The organism is Acidobacteriota bacterium, assembly GCA_016196035.1.
Taxonomy (GTDB): domain Bacteria; phylum Acidobacteriota; class Blastocatellia; order RBC074; family RBC074; genus JACPYM01.
In genome coordinates this window covers 72,699-92,928 of record JACPYM010000053.1, presented here as the reverse complement: position 1 = coordinate 92,928, position 20,230 = coordinate 72,699, and the positions used below count along the sequence as shown (strand labels likewise).

Here is a 20,230-nt window from a genome sequence, read left to right as displayed (position 1 = left end):
CTCCTTACTTCCCCTTCACGTCATAGCAAGTCAGTTCATTCTGATTGCGGAGATAAAGCTTGCCGCCCACAACTACCGGGTGCGCCCAGCTATCCCAGCCTCGGTCATTGATCGGAAAGCGCCCTTTTTCGACGTAGGCCTTGGGATTGGCTTCGGCCAGGCCAGCCATCTGTTTTTCGCCGAGCAGATACAACATCCCGTCCGCGTAAGTGATTGAGCCTTTGCCAACACTGCGATCTTTCCACATCACCTTGCCCGTGCTGAATTCGATGCAGGTCAGGATTGCATTGGAGAAGCCGTAGAGATAGCCGTTGACCAGCACCATGCCGCCGTGATGGTTCATCATTTCTTTCGTGAAGTAGGCTTCCGTGGCTTTGACCTCGCCGTTTTCCGCCTTGAGGTTAAGCAACGCGCCGCCCGTTCCATAAGCCGATGAGAAGAACACTTTGTTGTCGGCAAAGACCGGCGTCGAGCAATTGGCAACGTTGTTCGCGACATTGGCGTAGCTCCACATCAGCTTGCCATCGCTGGCGCGCACGCCGACCGCCGCCTTTGAAGTGAAGTTGATGTAGCTGCGCACGCCGCCCACCTCTGCAATGATGCAGGAGGCATAACCCGTCTCGGCGCTCAATTCCTTTGTGCGCCAAATCTCCGTGCCGGTCATTTTGTCGAGCGCCACGATGCCTGCGCCGTTGCCGCCGGGCGATACGATTAACTTGTTGCCGTCAATCAGCGGTGATTCGCTGATGAGCCATTTGGGATTGCTGCCGCCAAACTCTTTCAGAATGTTTTTGCCCCAGACGCGCGAACCGTCCTTTTCGCGTAAACAAGCCAGCTCGCCGTTCTCAGTCAACACATACATTCGGTCGCCATCCAGCGTCGGCGTGCCACGCGGCCCATTGCCTTTGTCTTGATCCAACCGCGGCCCGAACGAGACCGACCAAATCGGTTTGCCATCGGCGCGGTTCAAACAAAACACCGTACTCTTGGCTTCGCTCGTACCCTGCACATAGATGCGGTCTGCGCGAATCGCCAGCGAGCCGTAGCCTTCGCCGAGATTGGCGATTGACCAACTCACAGCCGGGCCTTTTTCAGGCCATTGTTTGAGCAGGCCCGTTTCGCTCGATTTCCCATCACGTAGCGGGCCGCGCCATTGCGACCACTCGGCTTCGGGTGCAATCGTTCCAGCCGCGAACGGCAATGCAGCGAACGCACAAAGTAATGCTAACGAAACTAAAAATCTCATGATGTCTCTCCTTACTTTTTGCCGTTTTTGGTTGGCGCCAAACGCGCGCCAGCACGCGGCGTTCGGTTAGCGGGTTTAGCGTTGTTTGCCGCCGTGAGTTCAGCAGCTTTGTGGATGGCTTCGCGGATGCGCAGATAGGTGCCGCAACGACACAGGTTGCCATTCATCGCCGTGTCAATCTCGGCGTCAGTAGGGTGGGCCTTTTTCACCAGCAAGGCGCACGCCGACATGATTTGCCCGGCTTGGCAATAACCGCATTGCGGTACGTCGAGGTCTTGCCAGGCAACTTGCACCGGATGCGTACCTTCAGCCGAAAGGCCTTCAATCGTCGTCACCGATTTGTTCGCCACTGCCGAGACGGGCGTAAAGCACGCGCGCGTCGGCTGCCCATTCACATGCACGGTACACGCGCCGCACAAGCCCATGCCGCAACCGAACTTCGCTCCCTTGAGATCGAGTTCGTCGCGCAACACCCAGAGCAGCGGCATTTCCGGGTCGCCGTCAAATTGCTGGTTCTTTCCGTTTACTTTCAGCTTAATCATACGTTTTCTCCTTCAAAAAGCGTTTAGGCGAAACTAAAGCCCTGTTTCGTCATCGGCATCGTGCGAATGCGTTCGCCCGTCGCCGTGAAAATCGCATTGCAGACGGCGGGCAGAATTGGCGGCAGCGCCGGTTCGCCCAAGCCTGTCGGCGCATTGTTGGTTTTCAGGAAATGGACTTCGATTTGCGGCGGGGCTTGCGACATTTTCAACCACGGATGCTGATGATAGTTCGACTGCTCTACAGCCCCGTTTTTCAAGGTGATTTCCTGGATCATTTCGCTCAGGCCATCTATGACCGCGCCTTGTACCTGCGTTTCGGCGGAACTGGGATTGATGATGTGGCTGCCAACATCAGCCGCGACCCAAACTTTATTCACTTTGATTTTCTTGTTGGCGTTGACCGTAACTTCGGCGACTTCGGCAAAGTATCCGCTATGGCTGAAATGGAAGGCTACGCCGAGCGCAGTGCCTTTGGGTAGCTTGCGTTTGCCCCAGCCGGATTTTTCCGCGACGAGGTTGATGACGCCGATCATACGTGAAGCGTCCAAGCCTCGTTCACGCTGTCCCAGCGGCAGCGGCGTTCCGGTCAATAAATCCAAACGGAATTGCACGGGGTCTTTGCCCGCAGCGTGCGCGAGTTCGTCAATGAACGACTGAATCACCCACGCCGTGCTGTTGGAATAAGGCGCGCGCAAGGCTCCGGTTTTTAAGCCCAGCCCCATCACCGAAGATTGCACGCGAAAATTCGGCACGAAACGCGCGGGAAATTCGCCCGGCTGAAAGCCGCCATCGTGCGCGAAGTTATTCCCTTCACCGTAAGCAACAAAGTGATCGTGCCACGCAACCAGCTTGCCTGCGCTGTCAACCGCAGCTTTCATAAACTGGAAGCCGCCGCAGCGATAATAATCGTGTTGGATGTCGTCTTCGCGTGACCAGAGCAACTTGACCGGCGCGTTGATCTGTTTAGAAATCCAAGCGGCATCGAGCATGATGTCGTTATACGCACGGCGTCCGAATCCGCCGCCGCCGCGCACCATGTGAACCGTCACGTCGCTTTCAGGCAGCTTGAGCAACTGCGCCACCGCCGTGCGTCCGGGTTGCGGAATCTGACTCGTAGACCAAATTTCCAACTTGCCGTCTTTGAAATGCGCCGTGCAATTTTGCGGCTCGAGCGTACCGTGCGCGATGAAAGGAATCGTGTAATTAGCTTCGACGGCTTTGATGTCAGCGCGTTTGAAGACAGTCTCAACCTCGCCATCCTGCCGCAGCGTACGCATCGGAGTTTGCTTGGAAAGTTCATCGGCTTTCTTGGCAATGTCTAAGGTGTTCTGCGTGCCCCATTTGCCAGAATCCCATTTCACTTCGAGCTTTTCGCGCGCGGACTGCGCCGCCCACCAACTGTCGGCCACGATGGCGACGCCGGATTCAAAGCCGGGGTCTTCAAACAGGTAATTGGGATAATCACTGCGTAGCGGTCGGCCTTCGACAATGAAAGCATGCTTGACACCTTTCATCGCTTTGATGGCGTCGAGGTTCGCGCTGATGGCTTTGCCGCCCAGCACCGGAGTTCGTTGCATGACGGCGTAAAGCATCCCCGGCACTGTCACATCAATGCCGAAAATCGGTTTGCCCGTGACGATGTCTTTGATTTCCGTGCTCACGGTGGAAGTGCCGATGATTTTGTAATTCTGCGGGTCTTTGAGTTTGACGGAGCGCAAATCGGGCACGGGCATTGTGGCTGCTTTGGTTGCCAGTTCGCCGTATCCGAGCGAGCGATTGGACGCCTTGTGATGCACGCGACCGGATGCCGTCGAACATTCCGTAGCCGCTACGCCCCAGGTGTTTGCAGCAGCAGCGATCAGCATTTGCCGACCCGCTGCGCCCACCTGCCGCATCGGCTCCCAGTTCATGGGCGTTGCCGAACTGCCGCCCGTGAATTGCGGGCCATATTTGTTATCTGCATCGGCGCGGACGATTTTGACATCTTTCCAGTCCACATCCAGTTCTTCGGCAATCAGCATCGGCAATGTATTGAGAACGTTTTGCCCGATTTCCGTATTTTTCGCGGTGAGCGTAACGCTGCCGTTGGGCGCAATACGGATGAAATCCGACGGAACCAAGGGAGCCATGCGCGGCGGCCCTTGTGCTAATGCAGTGCTAGCCTTTGGATACAGTCCCAGCATGATGCCGCCACCTGCCAACGCCGTCACTTGCAGAAAAGCGCGACGATTGATTTTGGTCATGGTCATAAGCCTTTACTCCTGCCCGAACGCGTCGGGTATTTGTCCAGCCCCTTTTTGTTAAGCCACGCGGACATCAAGTCAGCGACTTGTAGATTGTTCAAATCCGAGAAGGGAAAGTGCGTGTTGCCCTTAATGCCGGCTTCGGGCAAATGAACAACCATGACATCGCCGCCACGCTTGTTCACCGCGTCCCGCCATTTGCGCGCCATTTCCAAACGAGCGCGCCATCCATCCTGCCCCGCATTTGCTATTGGTTCTTTGGGGATGAAATCGCCGTAATAGATGACGATGGGAATCTTGGTGAGCAGCATGAATTCCGCCAGCGGGATTCCCACCGCCGCCAGCGGCCCACCGGAACTCTGAATCGGAGCGGGGACTTCGGCTTCGGGGAAGACGAACCCGCTGCCCGGTTCATAAGAAACAATGGCGCGGACGTTTTGGTTCTTAATTGCCGTGCGCCAGCCAAAGCCACCGCTGTGAGAATGGGTGACGAGAATGCCTTGCCCGATCTTGTCGAAGAGCGCCGCGACGGCGTTCGCATTCACCTCGCCATCAATCGGGCCTATGCTTGGCGTCATTTGGCGGAAGTATTGATTCAGCGCCTCTGGGTCGCGCGAAAATTGCACGCCGGGGAAAAAATCGGGCCAGATGCCGAGGCGGAACGTGCCAAACCATCCTTGCTCGTCAGGCGTAGGCTGAATGGTCGCTGCCTGAGTGCTGCGACCTGCGTTGCCACGGCGCGGCTGGTCAATTAGATAGACTCCGAAGCCACGGCGCAGAAAAATGTTTTGATAACCTTCACGTCCGTCCGGCGTCGTTTCCCACGTCTTCGAGAACTGCCCGATGCCGTGCCACATCACCAGCGGAAGCTGACGTGCCTTCGTCGGAAGCTGATAAGTCACATAAGCATGATCGCCGTGCAAAGTTTGTCCGTCGGGCGTCGGGCGAGCGGGGTCAAACTTACCTGGATTGGTGATGACCGTTCCGCCGACAGCGAAACTGCCTTGCTCTTTGATTTGTAGCGGCGGCAGATTGGCCTTTCCTACGGTCTGCGCGCTCGCGGCAACGGAGATGAGCAGGAATATCGTGAATAATGTTTGCAGCCTGTGTTGCATCAATTTCTCGTTCTCGTTTCTGGTTCTCGTTAAACCCCATGACCGCAAAGCGCGTGCGGTCTAACAACTGAACTCGCTATGATCGCTCACCATCTTTTACTCGCGATTTGCGTTGTCCGCCTGCGGGCTGTTATCGATCGTGAATCCGAATGTCGTCGTGGTGATGATTTCTGGGTCTGGACCGCCGCGTACGCCGGTATCTAAGTTTTCGATACTCAATATATCTTCCGGCGTTAGCGCAAAATCAAACACTGCGAAGTTCTCTTTGATACGATCCGCATTCACAGACTTCGGAATCGCGCAATTCCCGATCTGAACGTGCCAGCGCAACATGATTTGCGCTGGAGTCTTCTCATACTTTTCACCAAGCGCTACAAGCGTCGGATGTTTATGCGGATTAAGAGTGTCTTTAGAGTTCGGCATGTAAACGTGAATCCCTGCGAGCGGCGACCAGGCTTGCGTCTTGATGCCTAGCTTGGTGTTGACAGCCCTCAACTCTCTTTGAATGAAGAACGGATGCACTTCGATCTGATTGACGGCGGGTACGACACTCGTTTCATTTATCAAGCGTTCCAGATGCGCAGGCGCAAAGTTGCAGACGCCAATGGCCTTAGCACGGCCTTTTTTGAGAAAAGTTTCAGCAGCCTTGTAAGCGGCTACCGTTTTATCGAACTCGGTGGGCATCGGTTGATGAAGCAGATAAAGATCAACGTAGTCTGTCCCAAGGCGGCGAAGACTTGCTTCAAAGCCGCGCTTCGCTTCTTCTGTACCGTAGTCAGTAACCCAGAGCTTCGTAGTAACGAAGAGATCTGAGCGGTTGATGCCGCTTCGACGAATTCCTTCGCCGACGCTTTTTTCATTCATATATGCCGATGCTGTATCAATAAGCCGATACCCTGTTTCAATCGCCGATAACACAGCCTCTTCGGATTCCTTTTGAGTACCTTGCATTACTCCCAGCCCAATAGCTGGCATCGTAGTTCCGTTGTTTAGAGTCAAATCAGTTGGTTGCTTGTTCATGCGATAGTCCTTCTTGCCTTCAGTCCAATCTCAGGCGCTCTTTTTCCAGTATTCCATTTTGGCTCCAGCATAAACGCCTTGTCCGAGCAGCGAACGTTTCTGCACATCCGCAATTTCTTCCGGCGTCATCTTTTTGAAATTTTGGACGGTGCGAATGTTGTCTTCCATCTGACCCTGCGTGCCCGCGCCGCAAATGGCGACGTGAACGCCGGGCTGGCTCAGTGCATAGCGCAAACATTCGGTCGGACTCAGCGAACGCAGCAAAAACGCCTTGCCGAAAACCTTAATCGCTTGCACGCCTACGCCGCGTTCGAGCGCGACGGGCATCGTCGTTTTTTCAAAGCTCAGATAAGCGTGATCTGCCGCGTGAATCGGCATCATCACGGTTTCCCACTTGTCAGTCGCTTTCAGTGACGCCGCGTGGATGGCGGGATCGAAATGTCCGGTGAATCCAATGAAGCGACATTTGCCCGCTTGTTTTGCGCGCACTACGGCCTCCAGCGCGCCGCCGGGAGCGAGAATCTTGTCAATGTCAGCCTGGTTCATCACGTTATGCACCTGCCAAAGGTCAACGTAATCGGTCTTCAGCAAACGCAGCGAAGTATCCAAATCCTGCTCTACTTCTTTGGCGCTGCGCCCCATCGTTTTGGTCGTGAGAAAAACGTTCTTCCGCACGCCCTGCAATCCAATGCCATAGGCTTCTTCGGAACGCCCGTTCCAGTAGGCCCGCGCGCAATCAAAGTACGTCACGCCGATTTCATACATCTTGCGGACGTGCGCCGCTGCGGTCGGAATATCGGGATGCAAATCCATCCGCGCGCCGCCCTGTGCAATGACGCTGACTTTGACGCCGGTCTTGCCGAACGTCGTGGTGGGGATGTCACCCGCTTTAACTTTTTGCTGTTTCAGAAATGCTCCTGTGATCGGCGCGCCAGCTAGCGCACCGCCTACGAACGAACGTCTTTTCATAAATCCCTCCGTTAAATCCTGACTAGCCTAGCGTGGCATCATAATTTTGATGGCCTGCTCGATCACGTCCAGTCGCGCTTTTTTGGGACCAGCTTTGCCGACCGGTTATCGGCACTGGCCGTGGCTCGCTGTGAGCCTATGGATCGGCTCGCTTACCTGACTCAGTGGCTTTCTCCGTTATGTCGAGCCGTGCTTTGCGGATGTCCGGACCTGCACCCGCGGAACCATCGGGGCGGAAATCAAAGATTTGGTCTTTGCGCGCGACGTGGCGCGGCCAAATCGGGAGTCCCGGTCCGTTTGGATTGCCCGTCTTGGCGAAGTTGACCCAATAGCTTTGGGCCATCCGCGAGACCGCCAGATCCTCCGGTGTTGGCGCGCCGCCGCGGCCTCCGCCCAGCGTGCCGAAAACATAGGCGATCTCGCCGCCGTGCGGAGCTCCTGCTCGCGCCTGTTCCCGCATCGCCGTCTGAACATACGAGAACCGGTACAGGTAGATAGGCGAACCGTTGGCAGCGAACGCGTTTGCGGCGAAGCGCGCCGGCTCGGCCTGACCGAAGTCGTCGTTGGCCCGCGACACCATCGTGGCAACCTCAGTTGTTCCGTCGGGATCGTAGGCCGCCTTCGCCTCGGCGCTCCACTGGCCGTACCGGGCGAAGAACTCGTCCTTGGTGCGAGCCTTGATTCGGTTGCCTGCGGTATCGGCGCTGTTGCTGCCAAGCATCAGCGGGACGCGCGGCTGGCGGCGAGCCTTGTAGGCGGTCTCCGCTGTTTCAGTGATCAACTTGCCATCAAGAATCGGCGTCGTCTCGTAGGAAGGCGCATTGGTCCCCTGCTGGGCGGGAGCGCCACGTAGAACCTCATCGGCGCTGAGGCCGCGCAACTTGGCCAGAGCGGCCTGGTCCGTCCCCTCGATCCCCATTGATTTCGCGAACTGGATTCCGATGGTCTCAGCCGACACCGGATAGTTCGGATCAACCCCATCCGCACGCAGCGGCCGGGCGGTGAGTACGCTGTCTCTGGAGCCGCCCGACTCGGCGATCGCCTTGTGGAACAAGCCGCGCGCCTGTGGCGAGGCCAGCATGCTGTGGACGGAGACACCACCCGCCGAGAACCCGAAGATGGTGACGTTGTTCGGATTCCCTCCGAATGCGGCGATGTTCCGCTTCACCCACTGCAAGGCGGCAAGCTGATCCATGTACGCGTAGTTGCCCTTATTCTCATTAGGACGTTCGCTGCTCAACGCAGGAAACGCGAAGAAACCGAAGCGTCCAACTCGATAGTTCATGGCGACAAGGACGACACCCTGCTTGGCGAATTGAACGCCGGACGTGTTGGGCGAGGAGCTCGAACCGCCCGTGAAACCGCCGCCGTAGATCCAGACCATCACAGGCAGATTGCGCGCGGCCGAACCAGCCGGATGCCAGACGTTCAAATACAGGCAATCCTCGGACGGCCCTTGGGCCGCAGGCGCGCCGGTCGGTGCTGTCGCTGTAGGCGCACCAGGGCGCGCGCCCGCGCCCGGAGGCGGCCCGCCTCGTCCCTGCATACAGTTCCGTCCGAATTCCGCGGCCTGTCGCACTCCCGTCCACTTCGGCGTCGGTTGTGGTGGACGCCACCGCAACTCGCCGACCGGTGGCGCGGCAAAGGGAATGCCCTTGAAGGAGGTCACGCCATCGGCCTCGACTCCCTGCAACTGACCGCTGTCAACTTTCACGACTGCGGATGCCTGCTCTGGCTTGCGTGTTTCTTGTGCGCTTGCCGAACTAATCAGGGTGGCTGCGAGCAGCCAGAGCACGATGAATAATTTTCGCTGGCTCGTATTCATAGAATCCTCCCGTTTATTTGAAGACTTCCCTGGCCACGGCAATGGCGGTTACCGCGTTAGGCCAGCCTGCGTAAAAGGCCATGTGGGTAATCGTCTCGACGATTTCTTCCAGCGTCACGCCATTCGTGCGCGCGCGCGTAAGGTGTGAGCGAAGCTGGTCAGGACGGTTCATCGCAATCAGCGCCGCCACCGTCACCAGACTGCGATCACGCCGTGAGAGTTGCGGACGTTCCCAGACATCGGCATAAAGAACGTCATCGGTAATCTCAGCCAGCTTGGGAGCAAAATCACCCATCGCTCTGGCCGACGGTCGGTTGTTCGTAGCAGAAAGACGCACTGGCGCGGGAACGGCTTGTGCTTGCGCTGGTGCGTTGTATTGCGCGTCGCTGACTTTTTCCATCCATTCGACTCGCTTGCCATCGGGCTGCTGTTCCGTCAGAGCGATGTGCGTCAGGCGGTCGGTAGCGGTCGCGCCGTGCCAGTGCTTCACGCCCGGCGGAGTCCAGACGACATCGCCAACCTTGATCTCTTGCTTCTCGCCGCCTTCCTGCTGCACCCAGCCCGCGCCTGTGGTCACAATGAGCATCTGTCCCAGCGGATGCGAGTGCCAGTTTGTCCGCGCGCCCGGCGCAAAAGTGACGCGCCCGCCAGCGAGGCGTGAAGGGGAAGTCGCTTCCTGAATCATTTCAACGCCGACAGAACCCAGGAAGTTTTCAGCCTCACGCATCTGCGGTGGCGGCGCACTGTTGCGTGTGATGCTGATGGTCTTCGCGTCCTGAGTTGATGCGCCAGTTCTTGCAGCGGCTCCAGCTTGATTGGTTTGGCCGCTTGCTTGAGAAGATGCTGAAGCGAGTAGCGAAAACAACATGACGGTTGCGGCGAACAGTTTCATTTTCGTCCTTTCAGTTTGCTTGGCCTGGCTCAGCGACCGACCAATTTTTGCAGGGCTTCAGGGTATCGCGCGCCTTGCACGGTGATTTGCGCGGTGGCGTCATCAATTTCGCGCAGGTCATCCGGCGTCAGCTCTACCGCAGCGGCTCCGTTGTTTTCTGTCAGGCGGTGCAGCTTCGTGGTGCCCGGAATCGGCACGATCCCCACGTTCTGTATGGGCTGCTGGGCAAGCACCCAGGCCAGCGCGATTTGCGCGGATGTCGCATTCTTTTGCGCTGCGACCTTGGCAATTAAATCCACCACGGCCTGATTCGCTTTCCGATTTTCAGCGGTAAAGCGCGGCACGATGTTGCGGAAATCCGTGCTGTCGAATGTCGTGTTTTCGTCAATCTTGCCTGTCAGAAAACCTTTGCCCAGCGGACTGAAGGGAACAAATCCAATGCCGAGTTCCGCGAGCGTCGGCAGAATTTCCGCTTCCGGTTCGCGCCACCACAGTGAGTATTCGCTTTGCAGCGCAGTGACGGGTTGCACAGCGTGGGCGCTGCGGATCGTTTGCGCGCCTGCTTCCGAAAGGCCGAAGTGTTTTACTTTGCCTGCTTGAATCAGGTCTTTCACCGCTCCCGCGACTTCCTCAATCGGCACGTTCGGGTCAACGCGGTGCTGGTAGAACAGGTCAATGCAGTCAGTCCGCAACCGCTTTAAGGCGGCCTCCGCTACGTTCCTGATATTTTCCGGTCGGCTATCCACACCGTCCAGCGGCTTGCCGCCCGCGAAGCCGAATTTGGTGGCAATCACCACTTGCTCACGAATTGGCGCGAGCGCTTCGCCGAGCAGTTCTTCATTGGCGAACGGGCCGTAGGCTTCCGCCGTGTCAAAGAACGTGATGCCTTGCTCAGCGGCTGCGCGAAGTAGTGCGATGGCCTCCTGCTTGTCGGTGGCGGGGCCGTAGCCAAAACTCAGCCCCATACAGCCCAGCCCGATGGCCGACACTTCCAGCCCGCTTTTTCCAAGTTTACGTTTTTGCATAATTTTCCTTTTTCTATCTGATGGTTTGAGTTTTCATTCTAAAGGTTCCTGCGTGCAAGCGGTAAGACGATACTGGCGAATGATTGTACGATCCTGCAAAAACTTGGCTGGAAGCATGCGCTGCAAGACCAAAGCGGCTAAGATGAGGCTATGAATCCAAAAGAAGCGAAACGTGAAGCCCAAAGAGCGCAAAGCAATCGTGAAGAACTGGTTGAGCGCATCGCGCGAGCGCTGCCCCAGGACGGAACGCTGGATGTTTCCGCCAGCTTTCGACTGGCTCGTTCATCCAGCCCGACGGAGCCGATTCATTCGCTGTTTCAGCCGTCTTTTTGTGTCGTCGCCCAAGGCCGCAAACAGGCGCTTTTGGGCGAAGAAGTCTTCCGCTACGATTCGGGGCATTACCTGATTTACACGGTTGATTTGCCGCTCACGTTCCAAGTCGAAGAAGCGTCAAAAGAACGCCCTTATTTGGGTTTTCGGTTGAACCTTGATGCTACGCTCGTCGCTTCGGTCATGATGGAATCCGGCCTTGAACCCAAAAAAGGCAACACCAGCTTGAAGGCGATGGATGTCAGTCCGATGGACGCCAATTTGCTCGACGCCGTAGTCAGATTGGTGCGATTGCTCGACACACCGCCACATCAGGTTGACAGCAAAGTACTCGCGCCGCTCATTATCCGCGAGATCGTTTTCCGGCTTTTGGCGGGCGGGCAAAGCGCACGGCTCAGCCATCTGCTGACGGCAGGGAAAGACACGCAGCGCATCTCCAAGGCCATCGGCTTGCTGCGCGAAAACTTTGCTCAATCCCTCAAAATGGACGACCTTGCCAACGAACTCGGCATGAGCGTTTCCGGCTTTCATCATCACTTCAAGTCGGTCACGGCGATGAGTCCTTTGCAGTTTCAGAAACAAATCCGCTTACAGGAAGCGCGCCGCCTGATGCTCGGCGAAGATCTGGATGCCGCAAATGCTGGCTTTCGCGTAGGCTATGAAGATCCCGCGTATTTTAGCCGTGAATACAAAAAGCTGTTCGGCGCACCGCCGCAACGCGACATCACCAAGCTGCGCAGCAGCCTTGAACTGTAAAAAAGCGTATTTCATCCATCTTCGTCATCGCTGTGTTTGGCGCAGCTCCGAACTAAAAATACATTCCCAAATTGGCGCTCAAGGTCAGCGCATCTGCCACACGCGGAGTAATCGCCGCGCCACGCACATAGCCCGCCCCAAGGCTCAGATAAGTTCCGCGAGCAACATGCATTGCATAGCTGCCCGTAACGGAAGGCGAGTTATGCCAAACCGTCTTGCCTTGTGCGACCAGTTTATCCGTGACGTATTGGCTGTGGCCTCTGTAAGCGGCAACGAGGGAAAGTACATCGTCCGGGCGCGAGCGAAAAGGGGCTTTCTGATAGAGCCGCGCTTCGTAATAACGTGAATACGAATTGAACTTGGCGGGCGCAGTCATCACCGAACCGCCAAGATAAAGTCCGTGACCGGGAGCCTGTTCATCCGGCGCGCGAAGCTGGTAGTCGGCCAGCGCGTAAACACAATAATTGCCCGCTTCTTTTTGACCTGTGAGCTTGTTGGTGAATTCGGTGCTGTTGTGCATGTAACCAGCACGCAACCAAACATACTTTGCCGTTGTGCCGGAAGTATGCTGATAGCCAACTTCATTGATGTGAAGCAGCTTGTCCCCTTTTGGCCTGAAGCGGAAGCCCGTTTGATTGCGGGCTTGCGTGGCCTGCCCGCCAGCTGCATCAAGGCTACGCTGTGCCGCAACCTTGAGGTATGTGCCTTTCGGCCCTTGGATGCGCACATTGAGTGAAGGAGATACAAGCGGGAAAAAGGACATGCCCACCTGGAAAGGCAACACCGCGTAGACGCCTTGCGCGGCGGTTGCCGTTGAGCCACCCACCTGTATTCCCACAAATTCCGTATCGTTGGTGAGGTATCCCGCCTTCATCTCGACGCGATGCTCGCGCCACCTCTTGTAAAGATAAAGAGACGTTAAAGAGATTGTCTTTGGCCCCGCCGGATTCCAATTGGTCCAGCGCCACGCCGCGCCGATGTTCAGTTGCGCATTGCGCAAACCCAACTGGCGCAGGTCAGCCGTGAGGATAGGGTTCAGTCCCGAAATCCAAGTCGGTCGCTGGCCGATATACACCTGCTGGTTGGCAGGGACTGGGCCGTCCAACACATTCGCGGTTATCCGTGGGAGCGCATTGACCCGAAACAACAATCCTTTGCTGAAAAGCGCGCGACGGAAATCTGAGTCAACACCGAGGACAGTGTCAGACACCAATGGCATGCTGGCAGCCGCCCCAACCAAATTTAAGCCTTCAATCGAATAAGGTGATGGCGTTGCCTGAGGTGGCGGCGTTGGCGTTGGCGTAGAAGTCGGCGTATCAGGTTTGCTTTGTCCGTTGCCAAGCGCGCTGCCACACCACAGCAACGTCACAATCAAGAGCATCTTCCAGACGCGATATTTCATATTTCCAGCTTAGGTATGAGTCCCTTGTTTCGCGACGAGAGAAAGCACGCTCTGCCTAGTCAGCCAATTTTTAATAAAGGTAATGTCGTATGGCGGAACGATGCTAATTAGCATAAGACGTTTCAACTTTGACCCTTCGTGTTGGCCTTGTGCGGCATGATTTTGACTGTGGCGGAGCGGGCGCGGGAACCGATCATCGGCTTGAGATAGGGGCTGCTTTGGTATTTCATCCTGTACGCTGCGTCAATGCGGTCATTGATCGCACCGTCCACCGGCTCGAATGTCACGTCTTTTGTTCTACCCGCAGCAATGATCCGTCCGGCTCTTTGTCGCACTGCGGCCTGATACCAACGAGAGGCTTGCCCATAGTAAGCACGCACATAGAGCGCAGCATCAACTGCGACAGACCAAATCCACGTTGGTGTGCCGTAAGTTACTCCGTCCTCACGAAACGGAGAGATGTGCAGATCATCGGCTACAGCGATCTTTTGCAGTTCGTCTTTCGACCAGGCAGTTGTGGGAGGTTGTTCTTGTTTCGTCATATTTGCGCGCTTTCTCATTTTGACTTAGCGCCGAGCAAAATGGGCGTCGTCTCGACAAGCTTGAGGGACTTCACCAGCGCTTGTGTACCAACTTTGTATTTTTTGAAATGCGGCGTTTCCAGATGCGCTTTGTAAGCCTGCTCATCCGCATAGATTTCAAAAATTCGGAGGCGCGCCGGGTTGTCTTTTTCCGCGACGGCATACAAGGTCAGCACGCCCGGCTCAAGGCGAATCGAAGTCTCAATTTCCTCCTTCAGCGCAGCTTGATACATTTCCAACTGTGCCGGATCAATTTCGAGTTCTGCCAGCCGCACGAGTTGGCCTTGCATCTGTTTAGCCGGAGCGCGGCTGCATCCCCATAACAAACCAAGTGTCAAAGCCGCTGCGCCAAGAGTTAGCAACTGTTTCGCGTTCATCCCGACCTCCTGGCAAGAAGTAGGGGCCGCATTGCGACTGCTACGGAACACAGCACCACCAACATGCTGACCAAAAACACCGCGTCCAGTCCGACTTTGCCCGCCGGAGCGCCGACAGCGAAAGCAGCGTAAAGCGCCGTTCCGATCCACGAGATAACCTTGCCCGTATTCTGCGTTCCGCCAAGCGTCATCCCCCAACTCAAGGCTCCCGTGATGATGAAGCGCTCTGCTATGCCGAGCAGCAACCTGCCCAGTATCAGAATTGTCACCGATGTTTCGGGGCTGGAGATGAACAGAAGAGATAGCAGATAGAACAACCCTGACACGACCGCGACCAGCAATCCGATGACAACTGCGCGCTTGCTCCCTCGGTTGTCAGCATAATGTCCTGCCCACGGACGCGAGAATACCGCCGCCGCGAATGAACTGCCCGCAACCAATCCGACTACAAAAGTGCTGAGACCTAAGCCTTCATGCACATGCAGCGGGAGCGATGGCATTGCCAGACCAATGACCAGATATGCGACAAACACCAGCGCGATGATCGGCAGCAACGACATGAGCACAGAAGGTGTTGTCGCTGCTGGCAAGAAATTAGCGGCCATCTCGCTCAGTCTGCCGCTGGCGAGAGTATTGGCGACAATGTCCTCTTCGATGTGATGTCGCATAATCCTGGCTTCTGTTCTTTCTAACAAGCGTTTAGAGACCGGTCATGGCTTCTATTTGTGGTGGATAACGATTTCCTTCCACCGTGATCTTTGCGGCAGCGCTTTCAATTTCCCCGAGGTCGGCAGGTGTCAATTCGATGGCTGCGGCGCCAAGGTTTTCTTCCAAACGGTGCAGCTTTGTTGTGCCGGGAATGGGAACTATCCAAGGCTTTTGTGCTAGTACCCAAGCCAGTGCAATTTGCGCGGGCGTGGCATTTTTCTGGTTGGCAATTTCTGCCAACAGCTCAACCAGTGCTTGATTGGCCTTGCGCGCTTCGGGCGTAAAGCGCGGCAGGATGTTGCGAAAATCCGTGCTGTCAAATTGCGTGTTCTCGTCCAGCTTGCCCGTCAAAAAACCTTTGCCGAGCGGGCTGTAAGGCACAAAGCCGATGCCGAGTTCTTCCACTGTCGGCAAGATCTCTTTCTCGTGATTGCGGAACCACAGTGAGTATTCGCTTTGCAACGCCGTCACGGGCTGCACCGCATGCGCGCGGCGAATGGTCTGCGCGCCCGCTTCTGAGAGACCGAAGTGCTTGACCTTGCCTGCTTGAATCAACTCTTTCACCGTACCCGCTACGTCTTCGATGGGAACGTTCGGGTCTACGCGATGTTGATAAAGCAAATCAATCGTCTCGACCTGAAGCCGTTTGAGTGAGCCTTCCACCGCTTGCTTGATATGTTCCGGGCGACTGTTGATGCCGCGCGGTTCAGTCGAGAAATCGAACCCGAATTTCGTAGCGATCACCACTTGGTCGCGGAAAGGCGCAAGAGCCTCGCCAACAAGTTCTTCGTTGGTATACGGGCCGTAGACTTCAGCCGTGTCAAAGAATGTGATACCGCGTTCGACGGCGGCGCGCAGGACTGAAATCATCTCCTGTTTATCGTGAGCGGGGCCGTAGCCAAAACTCATTCCCATACAGCCAAGCCCGATGGCCGACACTTCCAAGTTGCTCTTTCCAAGTTTGCGCTTTTGCATTTTTTTGAACTCCTGTCTTTGCGTTAAAGTTGGGCGCGATTTTATTCCGCGTTTGTGTATTCGTCGCATCCGTTCTTGCGCGACCTATCGTGATATTGCTCGAAACTGCTGGCTGGAGTGCAGGAAATCGAGGCGCGTGAAATGGAAGGGGGATTCGTTTGGTGTCCGCGGCGAAGCCGCGCTCAACGCTGCCGGCGGTAGTCGCTGGGGGACAAGCCGGTCTCGCGGCGGAAGAGCTGTGCGAAATGGCTGGGGTTGGCGTACCCCACTTCCAGGGCAACTTCCACCACGCTCTTTTTCGTTTCGCGCAGCAGTCGTCGCGCGACATTCATCCGCAAATTGATGTGGTAGCGCGAAGGTGAGACGCTCAGGGCGCGTTTGAACAGGCGCTGAAAGTGAAACTTACTCAACCCCGCTTGAGCCGCCAACTGGGCAAGGTTGAAGTCTTCGGCGACGTGTTCGGCCATCCAGTCCGTAATTTGTCGAAGCTTATAGCCGGGAAGAGACGGACTACCGCTATTCGAGGCTTCGGCTGTGAGGGCATAGTTTCGAGCAAGATGGATGGCGATTGCCTGGGCGAGGCCCTGCACGAACAAAGGACTCGCCTGTTGGCGCGTCAGCTCGTCGCGCAACCGTTCCATCAACGAATCTAAAACAGCATCGGTGAACGCCGAAACATCCCGCAATCGGGCCTGCGCCGCGTCGGCTCCGAAGACCTCTTCCAACGCGCGCTGCAGGAGCGGCAGCTCGATGAAGACCGACATGGCTACAAACGGCTCCGAGGTCAATGTCTTCCAGCGGACGTCGTAGGGAGCGCCTCCCGAAGTGAGGAAGAAAGCACCTTTCTGAATCCGATGAGTGATCCAGGGCTGTTCATTTTCCCGCTCCTGAAACTCGATCTCGCCTGAGATTGTCCAGGCAAGGAACGCTTCGCTGACGGAGGGAAGGGACAACGTATCGCCTACAGGCGGCAGCTCGATGATCCAGGCTTTGATGTCCCGCCATGCTTCGCCGCGACTGGCGAACAAACATTTTCCACCCACATAGCCTTCAAAACCTTCGGCGGATGTTGTTTCAGGAATCGTCATTTCGGGATGTAGAAGCGCGATGACATGTTTACCAAACCGCACTGCGGCCAGCGGTTCGATGGCGTGCCCGCGCCAATAAGAAAGATGCGTTTCGCTTTGATTTCAGTGGCTTCGCAGCGATGCCGCTTAGCTTACCTTTGTTCATGCCGCTTCACAAAAACGTGGTACGTGACGATGTCCCAGGCATTGTGAATGCCAATGAAGAGCAGGAGCAGCGCCGCCGCGCCCACGAGGAATAGGGCTGGGCGCGGATGGGAGCAGGCCACGCCCGCTGCTACGGCAAGCGTGGCGTATGAAATCAACGGAAGCAGCAGATGAAACAACCAGTCCTCGAACACGGCTTGGTAGGTAGTTTGCAATCGCAGGCGCCGCGCCACGAGGACGATATAAACGACACCCCCCAGGCCGATTAAGCCCCAAAGAGCGGCAACGGCGGCGATCCCGTTCCACGGGGCACTTCCAACCGCTGATAGCAACAGCACGACTCCAAAATGAACGACGGTCGGTGTCGTAAAGCTGTCGCCGGCTTGGGCGTCATTGCGAGTAATCGGCATGTTGGCGATCAGGGTCATCACCACGAACTGCAATCCGATCAGTGCGCCAGCCGACGAGCCGACGATTACGTAGAAGTTCTCCCATCCATGAAGTGCTGTCATGTCGTCTATCAACCTCCCTTACGGCCCGCTCAGCGGTCAGTCATTAGTTCGATTGCCGCCTGTTGATGAACTTTCTCCCTGGCAGACACCGGTTTATAGCATCCTTTCGACCAGGTATCGGAACCCTCGTGTATACGCCCGCCGCATTACATCCGGCCAGCTTTGTGAGGGCAGCACACCGGGGAAGGTCTTTGCGCCCGGCTGTTCAAACGAGTTATTCCAACCGCTGCCGTCCCAGAAAATGTCCGTGTTCAGCAGGCCCATCTTTTTGGCATCGCCCACCGGATTGCGTCCGTTCTCGGCAAAGGTGTTGCCCCAGAAACGGTTGTTTTCGGGCACGACGCCGACATCGAAGAGCTTGCCTTTGGGGTACATGATTTCGAGGCTGACGACGGCCAGGCCGATGGAATTGTTGCCGCGGATTTCGTTGCCGGTGACTTGCGTATTGTCCGCGCCCATCACGATCAGACCGGTGCCGGGGCTGACTTTGCCGACGGTCGAATTGGGGTCGCCGAAGTTTTCGTGATTGTTGTTGACGATGCGGTTGTTGAGGACTTTGTGATCGTGCGCGACTTTGGAAGGATTGTTGGGCAGCAGGAAGACCAGCATCCCGGCGGCGTTGTCGTGGCAGTAATTGTTTTCGACGACCGAATTAACTGAGTTTTCGATCTCGATGCCGGTGACGCTGTCGTGGGCTTCGTTGTTGCGCACGATGATGTCGGCGGATTGGCCGACGTAAATCGCCGCGTCTTTGATGCCCGAAACGACGCAGCCTTCGACGAGCACGCCTTTGCACTCGACGGGATACACGCCGTAAAGGCCCGCGTTATCAACTACCAGATTGCGGAAGGTGACGTTCTGGCTGCCGTGAATCGTCAGGCCATTGTTGACGTAATCTTTCACCGCCAGCCCCTCGAACACCAAGTTATGCGAAGACGAAATCATCGCATCGGTCAGTTTGTTCTGCCCGTCGAGCGTGGCGCGTTGGCCGTTTTCGATGAGGCCGCGAATCGTCACGCCGTCGGTGTTGAGCAGCAAGGCCTCATGATAAACGCCGGGCTTGACCTCGACGACATCGCCGGGAATCGTGCGGTCGAGCGCGGCTTGAATCGTTTGGCCCGGCGCGACCGTCCAGGTCGTGGGTTTGCGCGTGTCTTCTTTGGCTAAGGCGGCGGCAGGCGCGGCGGGCGGCTTGAGCACCGAACCGGCTTTGCCTTGCAGATGCGGCGCGACGGCCAAGCCGGAGGGGACTTTTTCGGGAATCTCCGGCTTCTTGCTTTCATCGGTCAGCGCGTGCAGAAAGGCAACAAGGTCGCGCTTTTCGTCAGCGGTCAGCGTGAACTTGCGAATCTTGTCGTCGAGGTTGGGCAGCTTGTTGCCTACGCCCGCGCCGCCGCCGCCCGCATAGAAATCCACGACTTCTTCCAGCGTCTGGAAGCGCCCGTTGTGCATATACGGTGCGGTCAGCGCGACGTTGCGCAGCGTGGCGACTTTGAAGGCGTGGTTATAAGCCTCGCCCGCGTTTTGTTCGGCGCGGCCCAAGTCTTTTTCCTGCCCTGGCATATCGGGCACGCCGATGACTTTGAAATCGGGGTTGGCGAAGGTCGGGAAGCCGTGGCATTCAAAGCAGCGCGTCTTGAGCGAACGAAAGAGCGTCAGGCCGTGTTTCTGTTCCGGCGTCAGCGCGTTGACATCGCCCGCCGCATAGCGATCAAAGGGGGAATTGTTGCTGATGAGCGTGCGCTCGAACGCGGCGATGGCATAGGTCACATTGTCCAGCGTGATTGTCGAACCGTCCTGGCCGTTGAACACTTTGTCGAAGCGCTGCACGTATTCGGGAATGGCCTTGAGTTCCTTGACCAGTTCGTCGGGATTCTGATTCATCTCTTTTTCAGAGGTGATTGGCCCGCGCGCCTGCTCTTCCAAATCAGCGGCGCGTCCGTCCCAGAACTGTTTGTGATTGAACGCCGCATTCCACACCGTCGGGGCGCTGCGTTTGATGACAGCGCCGCCCGTGCGCGCGTCGCCATAGCCGGTGCCGCCTTTGCCCATCGCCTGACTGCGGCCATCGGCCAAACCCAGATCGGGGTGGTGACAGGTCGCGCACGATTGCGTGTTGTCGCCCGACAGCACCGGATCGAAATAAAGCAGCCGCCCTAACTCGATCTTGTCATCGGTCGCGGGATTGTCCGCGCGCAACACCATCGCGGGGAAGGGCCGTTTCAAGCCGCCGCTGCCCGGCGCGCCATTGGTCGCCCCGCCCGGCGGCACGTCAGGTTTGAAGGGATAAAAACCGATGGATAGGGCAGCCGTGCAAAGCAAGCCAAGCAGCACGAGCAGTAGCGTGAACAAGCGTTTCAGCTTGCTAGGGTGGGTTTGCGGAATAGCAGTCGGTGCAAAGGTGGCGCTCATCGCGAATCTCCTTTTCGTCAGGCAACAAAGATTGTCAGGGTTGTGTAAAGCGAAAGAATGAAGCGGCG

General features: G+C 56.7%; 18 protein-coding genes. 1 reads left to right on the top strand and 17 read right to left on the bottom strand.

Features of this window, described 5'->3' with window-relative positions; all coding sequences use genetic code 11:
• Nucleotides 1-4: 4 nt before the first annotated feature.
• The 9 genes from HY011_16020 to HY011_15980 all read right to left on the bottom strand — a co-directional run bounded on the left by HY011_16020 (nucleotide 5) and on the right by HY011_15980 (nucleotide 10,877).
• Complete coding sequence (locus HY011_16020; GenBank protein MBI3424440.1) at nucleotides 5-1,246, bottom strand: PQQ-like beta-propeller repeat protein; 1,242 nt, start codon at nucleotides 1,244-1,246, stop codon at nucleotides 5-7.
• Between the two features lie 11 nt (nucleotides 1,247-1,257).
• A complete protein-coding gene (locus HY011_16015) occupies nucleotides 1,258-1,788 on the bottom strand; it encodes a (2Fe-2S)-binding protein (protein ID MBI3424439.1) in 531 nt (176 codons plus the stop codon).
• A gap of 23 nt (nucleotides 1,789-1,811) precedes the next feature.
• Entirely contained in the window at nucleotides 1,812-4,037 is a 2,226-nt protein-coding gene (locus HY011_16010) for a xanthine dehydrogenase family protein molybdopterin-binding subunit (GenBank protein ID MBI3424438.1), read from the bottom strand.
• A complete protein-coding gene (locus HY011_16005) occupies nucleotides 4,034-5,149 on the bottom strand; it encodes an alpha/beta fold hydrolase (GenBank protein ID MBI3424437.1) in 1,116 nt (371 codons plus the stop codon). The genes HY011_16010 and HY011_16005 overlap by 4 nt, the downstream gene beginning before the upstream one ends.
• 93 nt (nucleotides 5,150-5,242) lie before the next feature.
• Complete coding sequence (locus HY011_16000) at nucleotides 5,243-6,166, bottom strand: aldo/keto reductase (protein ID MBI3424436.1); 924 nt, start codon at nucleotides 6,164-6,166, stop codon at nucleotides 5,243-5,245.
• A gap of 30 nt (nucleotides 6,167-6,196) precedes the next feature.
• Nucleotides 6,197-7,135: an aldo/keto reductase gene (locus tag HY011_15995; protein ID MBI3424435.1), complete on the bottom strand. Its 939-nt coding sequence runs from the start codon at nucleotides 7,133-7,135 to the stop codon at nucleotides 6,197-6,199.
• A gap of 136 nt (nucleotides 7,136-7,271) precedes the next feature.
• Nucleotides 7,272-8,960 carry a carboxylesterase family protein gene (locus HY011_15990; GenBank protein MBI3424434.1) on the bottom strand — a complete coding sequence of 563 codons (1,689 nt, stop codon included), beginning with the start codon at nucleotides 8,958-8,960 and terminating at the stop codon, nucleotides 7,272-7,274.
• Between the two features lie 13 nt (nucleotides 8,961-8,973).
• Entirely contained in the window at nucleotides 8,974-9,852 is an 879-nt protein-coding gene (locus tag HY011_15985; protein ID MBI3424433.1) for a carboxymuconolactone decarboxylase family protein, read from the bottom strand.
• 29 nt (nucleotides 9,853-9,881) lie between these two features.
• Nucleotides 9,882-10,877, bottom strand: a complete 996-nt coding sequence (locus HY011_15980; protein MBI3424432.1) for an aldo/keto reductase — start codon at nucleotides 10,875-10,877, stop codon at nucleotides 9,882-9,884.
• 150 nt (nucleotides 10,878-11,027) lie between these two features.
• Here HY011_15980 and HY011_15975 point away from each other — a divergent pair, with 150 nt between their 5' ends.
• Complete coding sequence (locus HY011_15975; GenBank protein ID MBI3424431.1) at nucleotides 11,028-11,963, top strand: AraC family transcriptional regulator; 936 nt, start codon at nucleotides 11,028-11,030, stop codon at nucleotides 11,961-11,963.
• A gap of 52 nt (nucleotides 11,964-12,015) precedes the next feature.
• Here the strand turns inward: HY011_15975 and HY011_15970 are convergent, their stop codons facing one another.
• The 8 genes from HY011_15970 to HY011_15935 all read right to left on the bottom strand — a co-directional run bounded on the left by HY011_15970 (nucleotide 12,016) and on the right by HY011_15935 (nucleotide 20,162).
• Nucleotides 12,016-13,365, bottom strand: a complete 1,350-nt coding sequence (locus HY011_15970; GenBank protein MBI3424430.1) for a carbohydrate porin — start codon at nucleotides 13,363-13,365, stop codon at nucleotides 12,016-12,018.
• Between the two features lie 122 nt (nucleotides 13,366-13,487).
• Complete coding sequence (locus tag HY011_15965; protein ID MBI3424429.1) at nucleotides 13,488-13,907, bottom strand: DUF2255 family protein; 420 nt, start codon at nucleotides 13,905-13,907, stop codon at nucleotides 13,488-13,490.
• Between the two features lie 14 nt (nucleotides 13,908-13,921).
• Complete coding sequence (locus tag HY011_15960; GenBank protein ID MBI3424428.1) at nucleotides 13,922-14,323, bottom strand: antibiotic biosynthesis monooxygenase; 402 nt, start codon at nucleotides 14,321-14,323, stop codon at nucleotides 13,922-13,924.
• A complete protein-coding gene (locus tag HY011_15955; GenBank protein MBI3424427.1) occupies nucleotides 14,320-14,928 on the bottom strand; it encodes an MFS transporter in 609 nt (202 codons plus the stop codon). Before HY011_15955 ends, HY011_15960 begins: the two co-directional genes overlap by 4 nt.
• A 94-nt stretch (nucleotides 14,929-15,022) precedes the next feature.
• Nucleotides 15,023-16,006, bottom strand: a complete 984-nt coding sequence (locus HY011_15950; protein ID MBI3424426.1) for an aldo/keto reductase — start codon at nucleotides 16,004-16,006, stop codon at nucleotides 15,023-15,025.
• A 182-nt stretch (nucleotides 16,007-16,188) separates the two neighbouring features.
• Nucleotides 16,189-17,094, bottom strand: coding sequence for a helix-turn-helix transcriptional regulator (locus HY011_15945; protein MBI3424425.1), 906 nt, complete (start codon nucleotides 17,092-17,094; stop codon nucleotides 16,189-16,191).
• A 131-nt stretch (nucleotides 17,095-17,225) separates the two neighbouring features.
• Nucleotides 17,226-17,750, bottom strand: a complete 525-nt coding sequence (locus HY011_15940) for a hypothetical protein (GenBank protein MBI3424424.1) — start codon at nucleotides 17,748-17,750, stop codon at nucleotides 17,226-17,228.
• Between the two features lie 93 nt (nucleotides 17,751-17,843).
• The gene (locus HY011_15935; GenBank protein ID MBI3424423.1) at nucleotides 17,844-20,162 is read right to left on the bottom strand and encodes a right-handed parallel beta-helix repeat-containing protein; all 2,319 of its coding nucleotides are present in this window, start codon (nucleotides 20,160-20,162) and stop codon (nucleotides 17,844-17,846) included.
• Nucleotides 20,163-20,230: the final 68 nt, after the last annotated feature.

What these genes read in the sequence shown, in the direction of transcription:
- HY011_15950 (MBI3424426.1), bottom strand. Translation starts at nt 16,006, where the DNA reads ATGCAAAAGCGCAAACTTGGAAAGAGCAACTTGGAAGTGTCGGCCATC.
- HY011_15990 (MBI3424434.1), bottom strand. Translation starts at nt 8,960, where the DNA reads ATGAATACGAGCCAGCGAAAATTATTCATCGTGCTCTGGCTGCTCGCA.
- HY011_16000 (MBI3424436.1), bottom strand. Translation starts at nt 6,166, where the DNA reads ATGAACAAGCAACCAACTGATTTGACTCTAAACAACGGAACTACGATG.
- HY011_15965 (MBI3424429.1), bottom strand. Translation starts at nt 13,907, where the DNA reads ATGACGAAACAAGAACAACCTCCCACAACTGCCTGGTCGAAAGACGAA.
- HY011_15970 (MBI3424430.1), bottom strand. Translation starts at nt 13,365, where the DNA reads ATGAAATATCGCGTCTGGAAGATGCTCTTGATTGTGACGTTGCTGTGG.
- HY011_15955 (MBI3424427.1), bottom strand. Translation starts at nt 14,928, where the DNA reads ATGGCCGCTAATTTCTTGCCAGCAGCGACAACACCTTCTGTGCTCATG.
- HY011_16020 (MBI3424440.1), bottom strand. Translation starts at nt 1,246, where the DNA reads ATGAGATTTTTAGTTTCGTTAGCATTACTTTGTGCGTTCGCTGCATTG.
- HY011_15985 (MBI3424433.1), bottom strand. Translation starts at nt 9,852, where the DNA reads ATGAAACTGTTCGCCGCAACCGTCATGTTGTTTTCGCTACTCGCTTCA.
- HY011_15975 (MBI3424431.1), top strand. Translation starts at nt 11,028, where the DNA reads ATGAATCCAAAAGAAGCGAAACGTGAAGCCCAAAGAGCGCAAAGCAAT.
- HY011_15935 (MBI3424423.1), bottom strand. Translation starts at nt 20,162, where the DNA reads ATGAGCGCCACCTTTGCACCGACTGCTATTCCGCAAACCCACCCTAGC.
- HY011_15960 (MBI3424428.1), bottom strand. Translation starts at nt 14,323, where the DNA reads ATGAACGCGAAACAGTTGCTAACTCTTGGCGCAGCGGCTTTGACACTT.
- HY011_16010 (MBI3424438.1), bottom strand. Translation starts at nt 4,037, where the DNA reads ATGACCATGACCAAAATCAATCGTCGCGCTTTTCTGCAAGTGACGGCG.
- HY011_15945 (MBI3424425.1), bottom strand. Translation starts at nt 17,094, where the DNA reads ATGACGATTCCTGAAACAACATCCGCCGAAGGTTTTGAAGGCTATGTG.
- HY011_15995 (MBI3424435.1), bottom strand. Translation starts at nt 7,135, where the DNA reads ATGAAAAGACGTTCGTTCGTAGGCGGTGCGCTAGCTGGCGCGCCGATC.
- HY011_15940 (MBI3424424.1), bottom strand. Translation starts at nt 17,750, where the DNA reads ATGACAGCACTTCATGGATGGGAGAACTTCTACGTAATCGTCGGCTCG.
- HY011_16015 (MBI3424439.1), bottom strand. Translation starts at nt 1,788, where the DNA reads ATGATTAAGCTGAAAGTAAACGGAAAGAACCAGCAATTTGACGGCGAC.
- HY011_15980 (MBI3424432.1), bottom strand. Translation starts at nt 10,877, where the DNA reads ATGCAAAAACGTAAACTTGGAAAAAGCGGGCTGGAAGTGTCGGCCATC.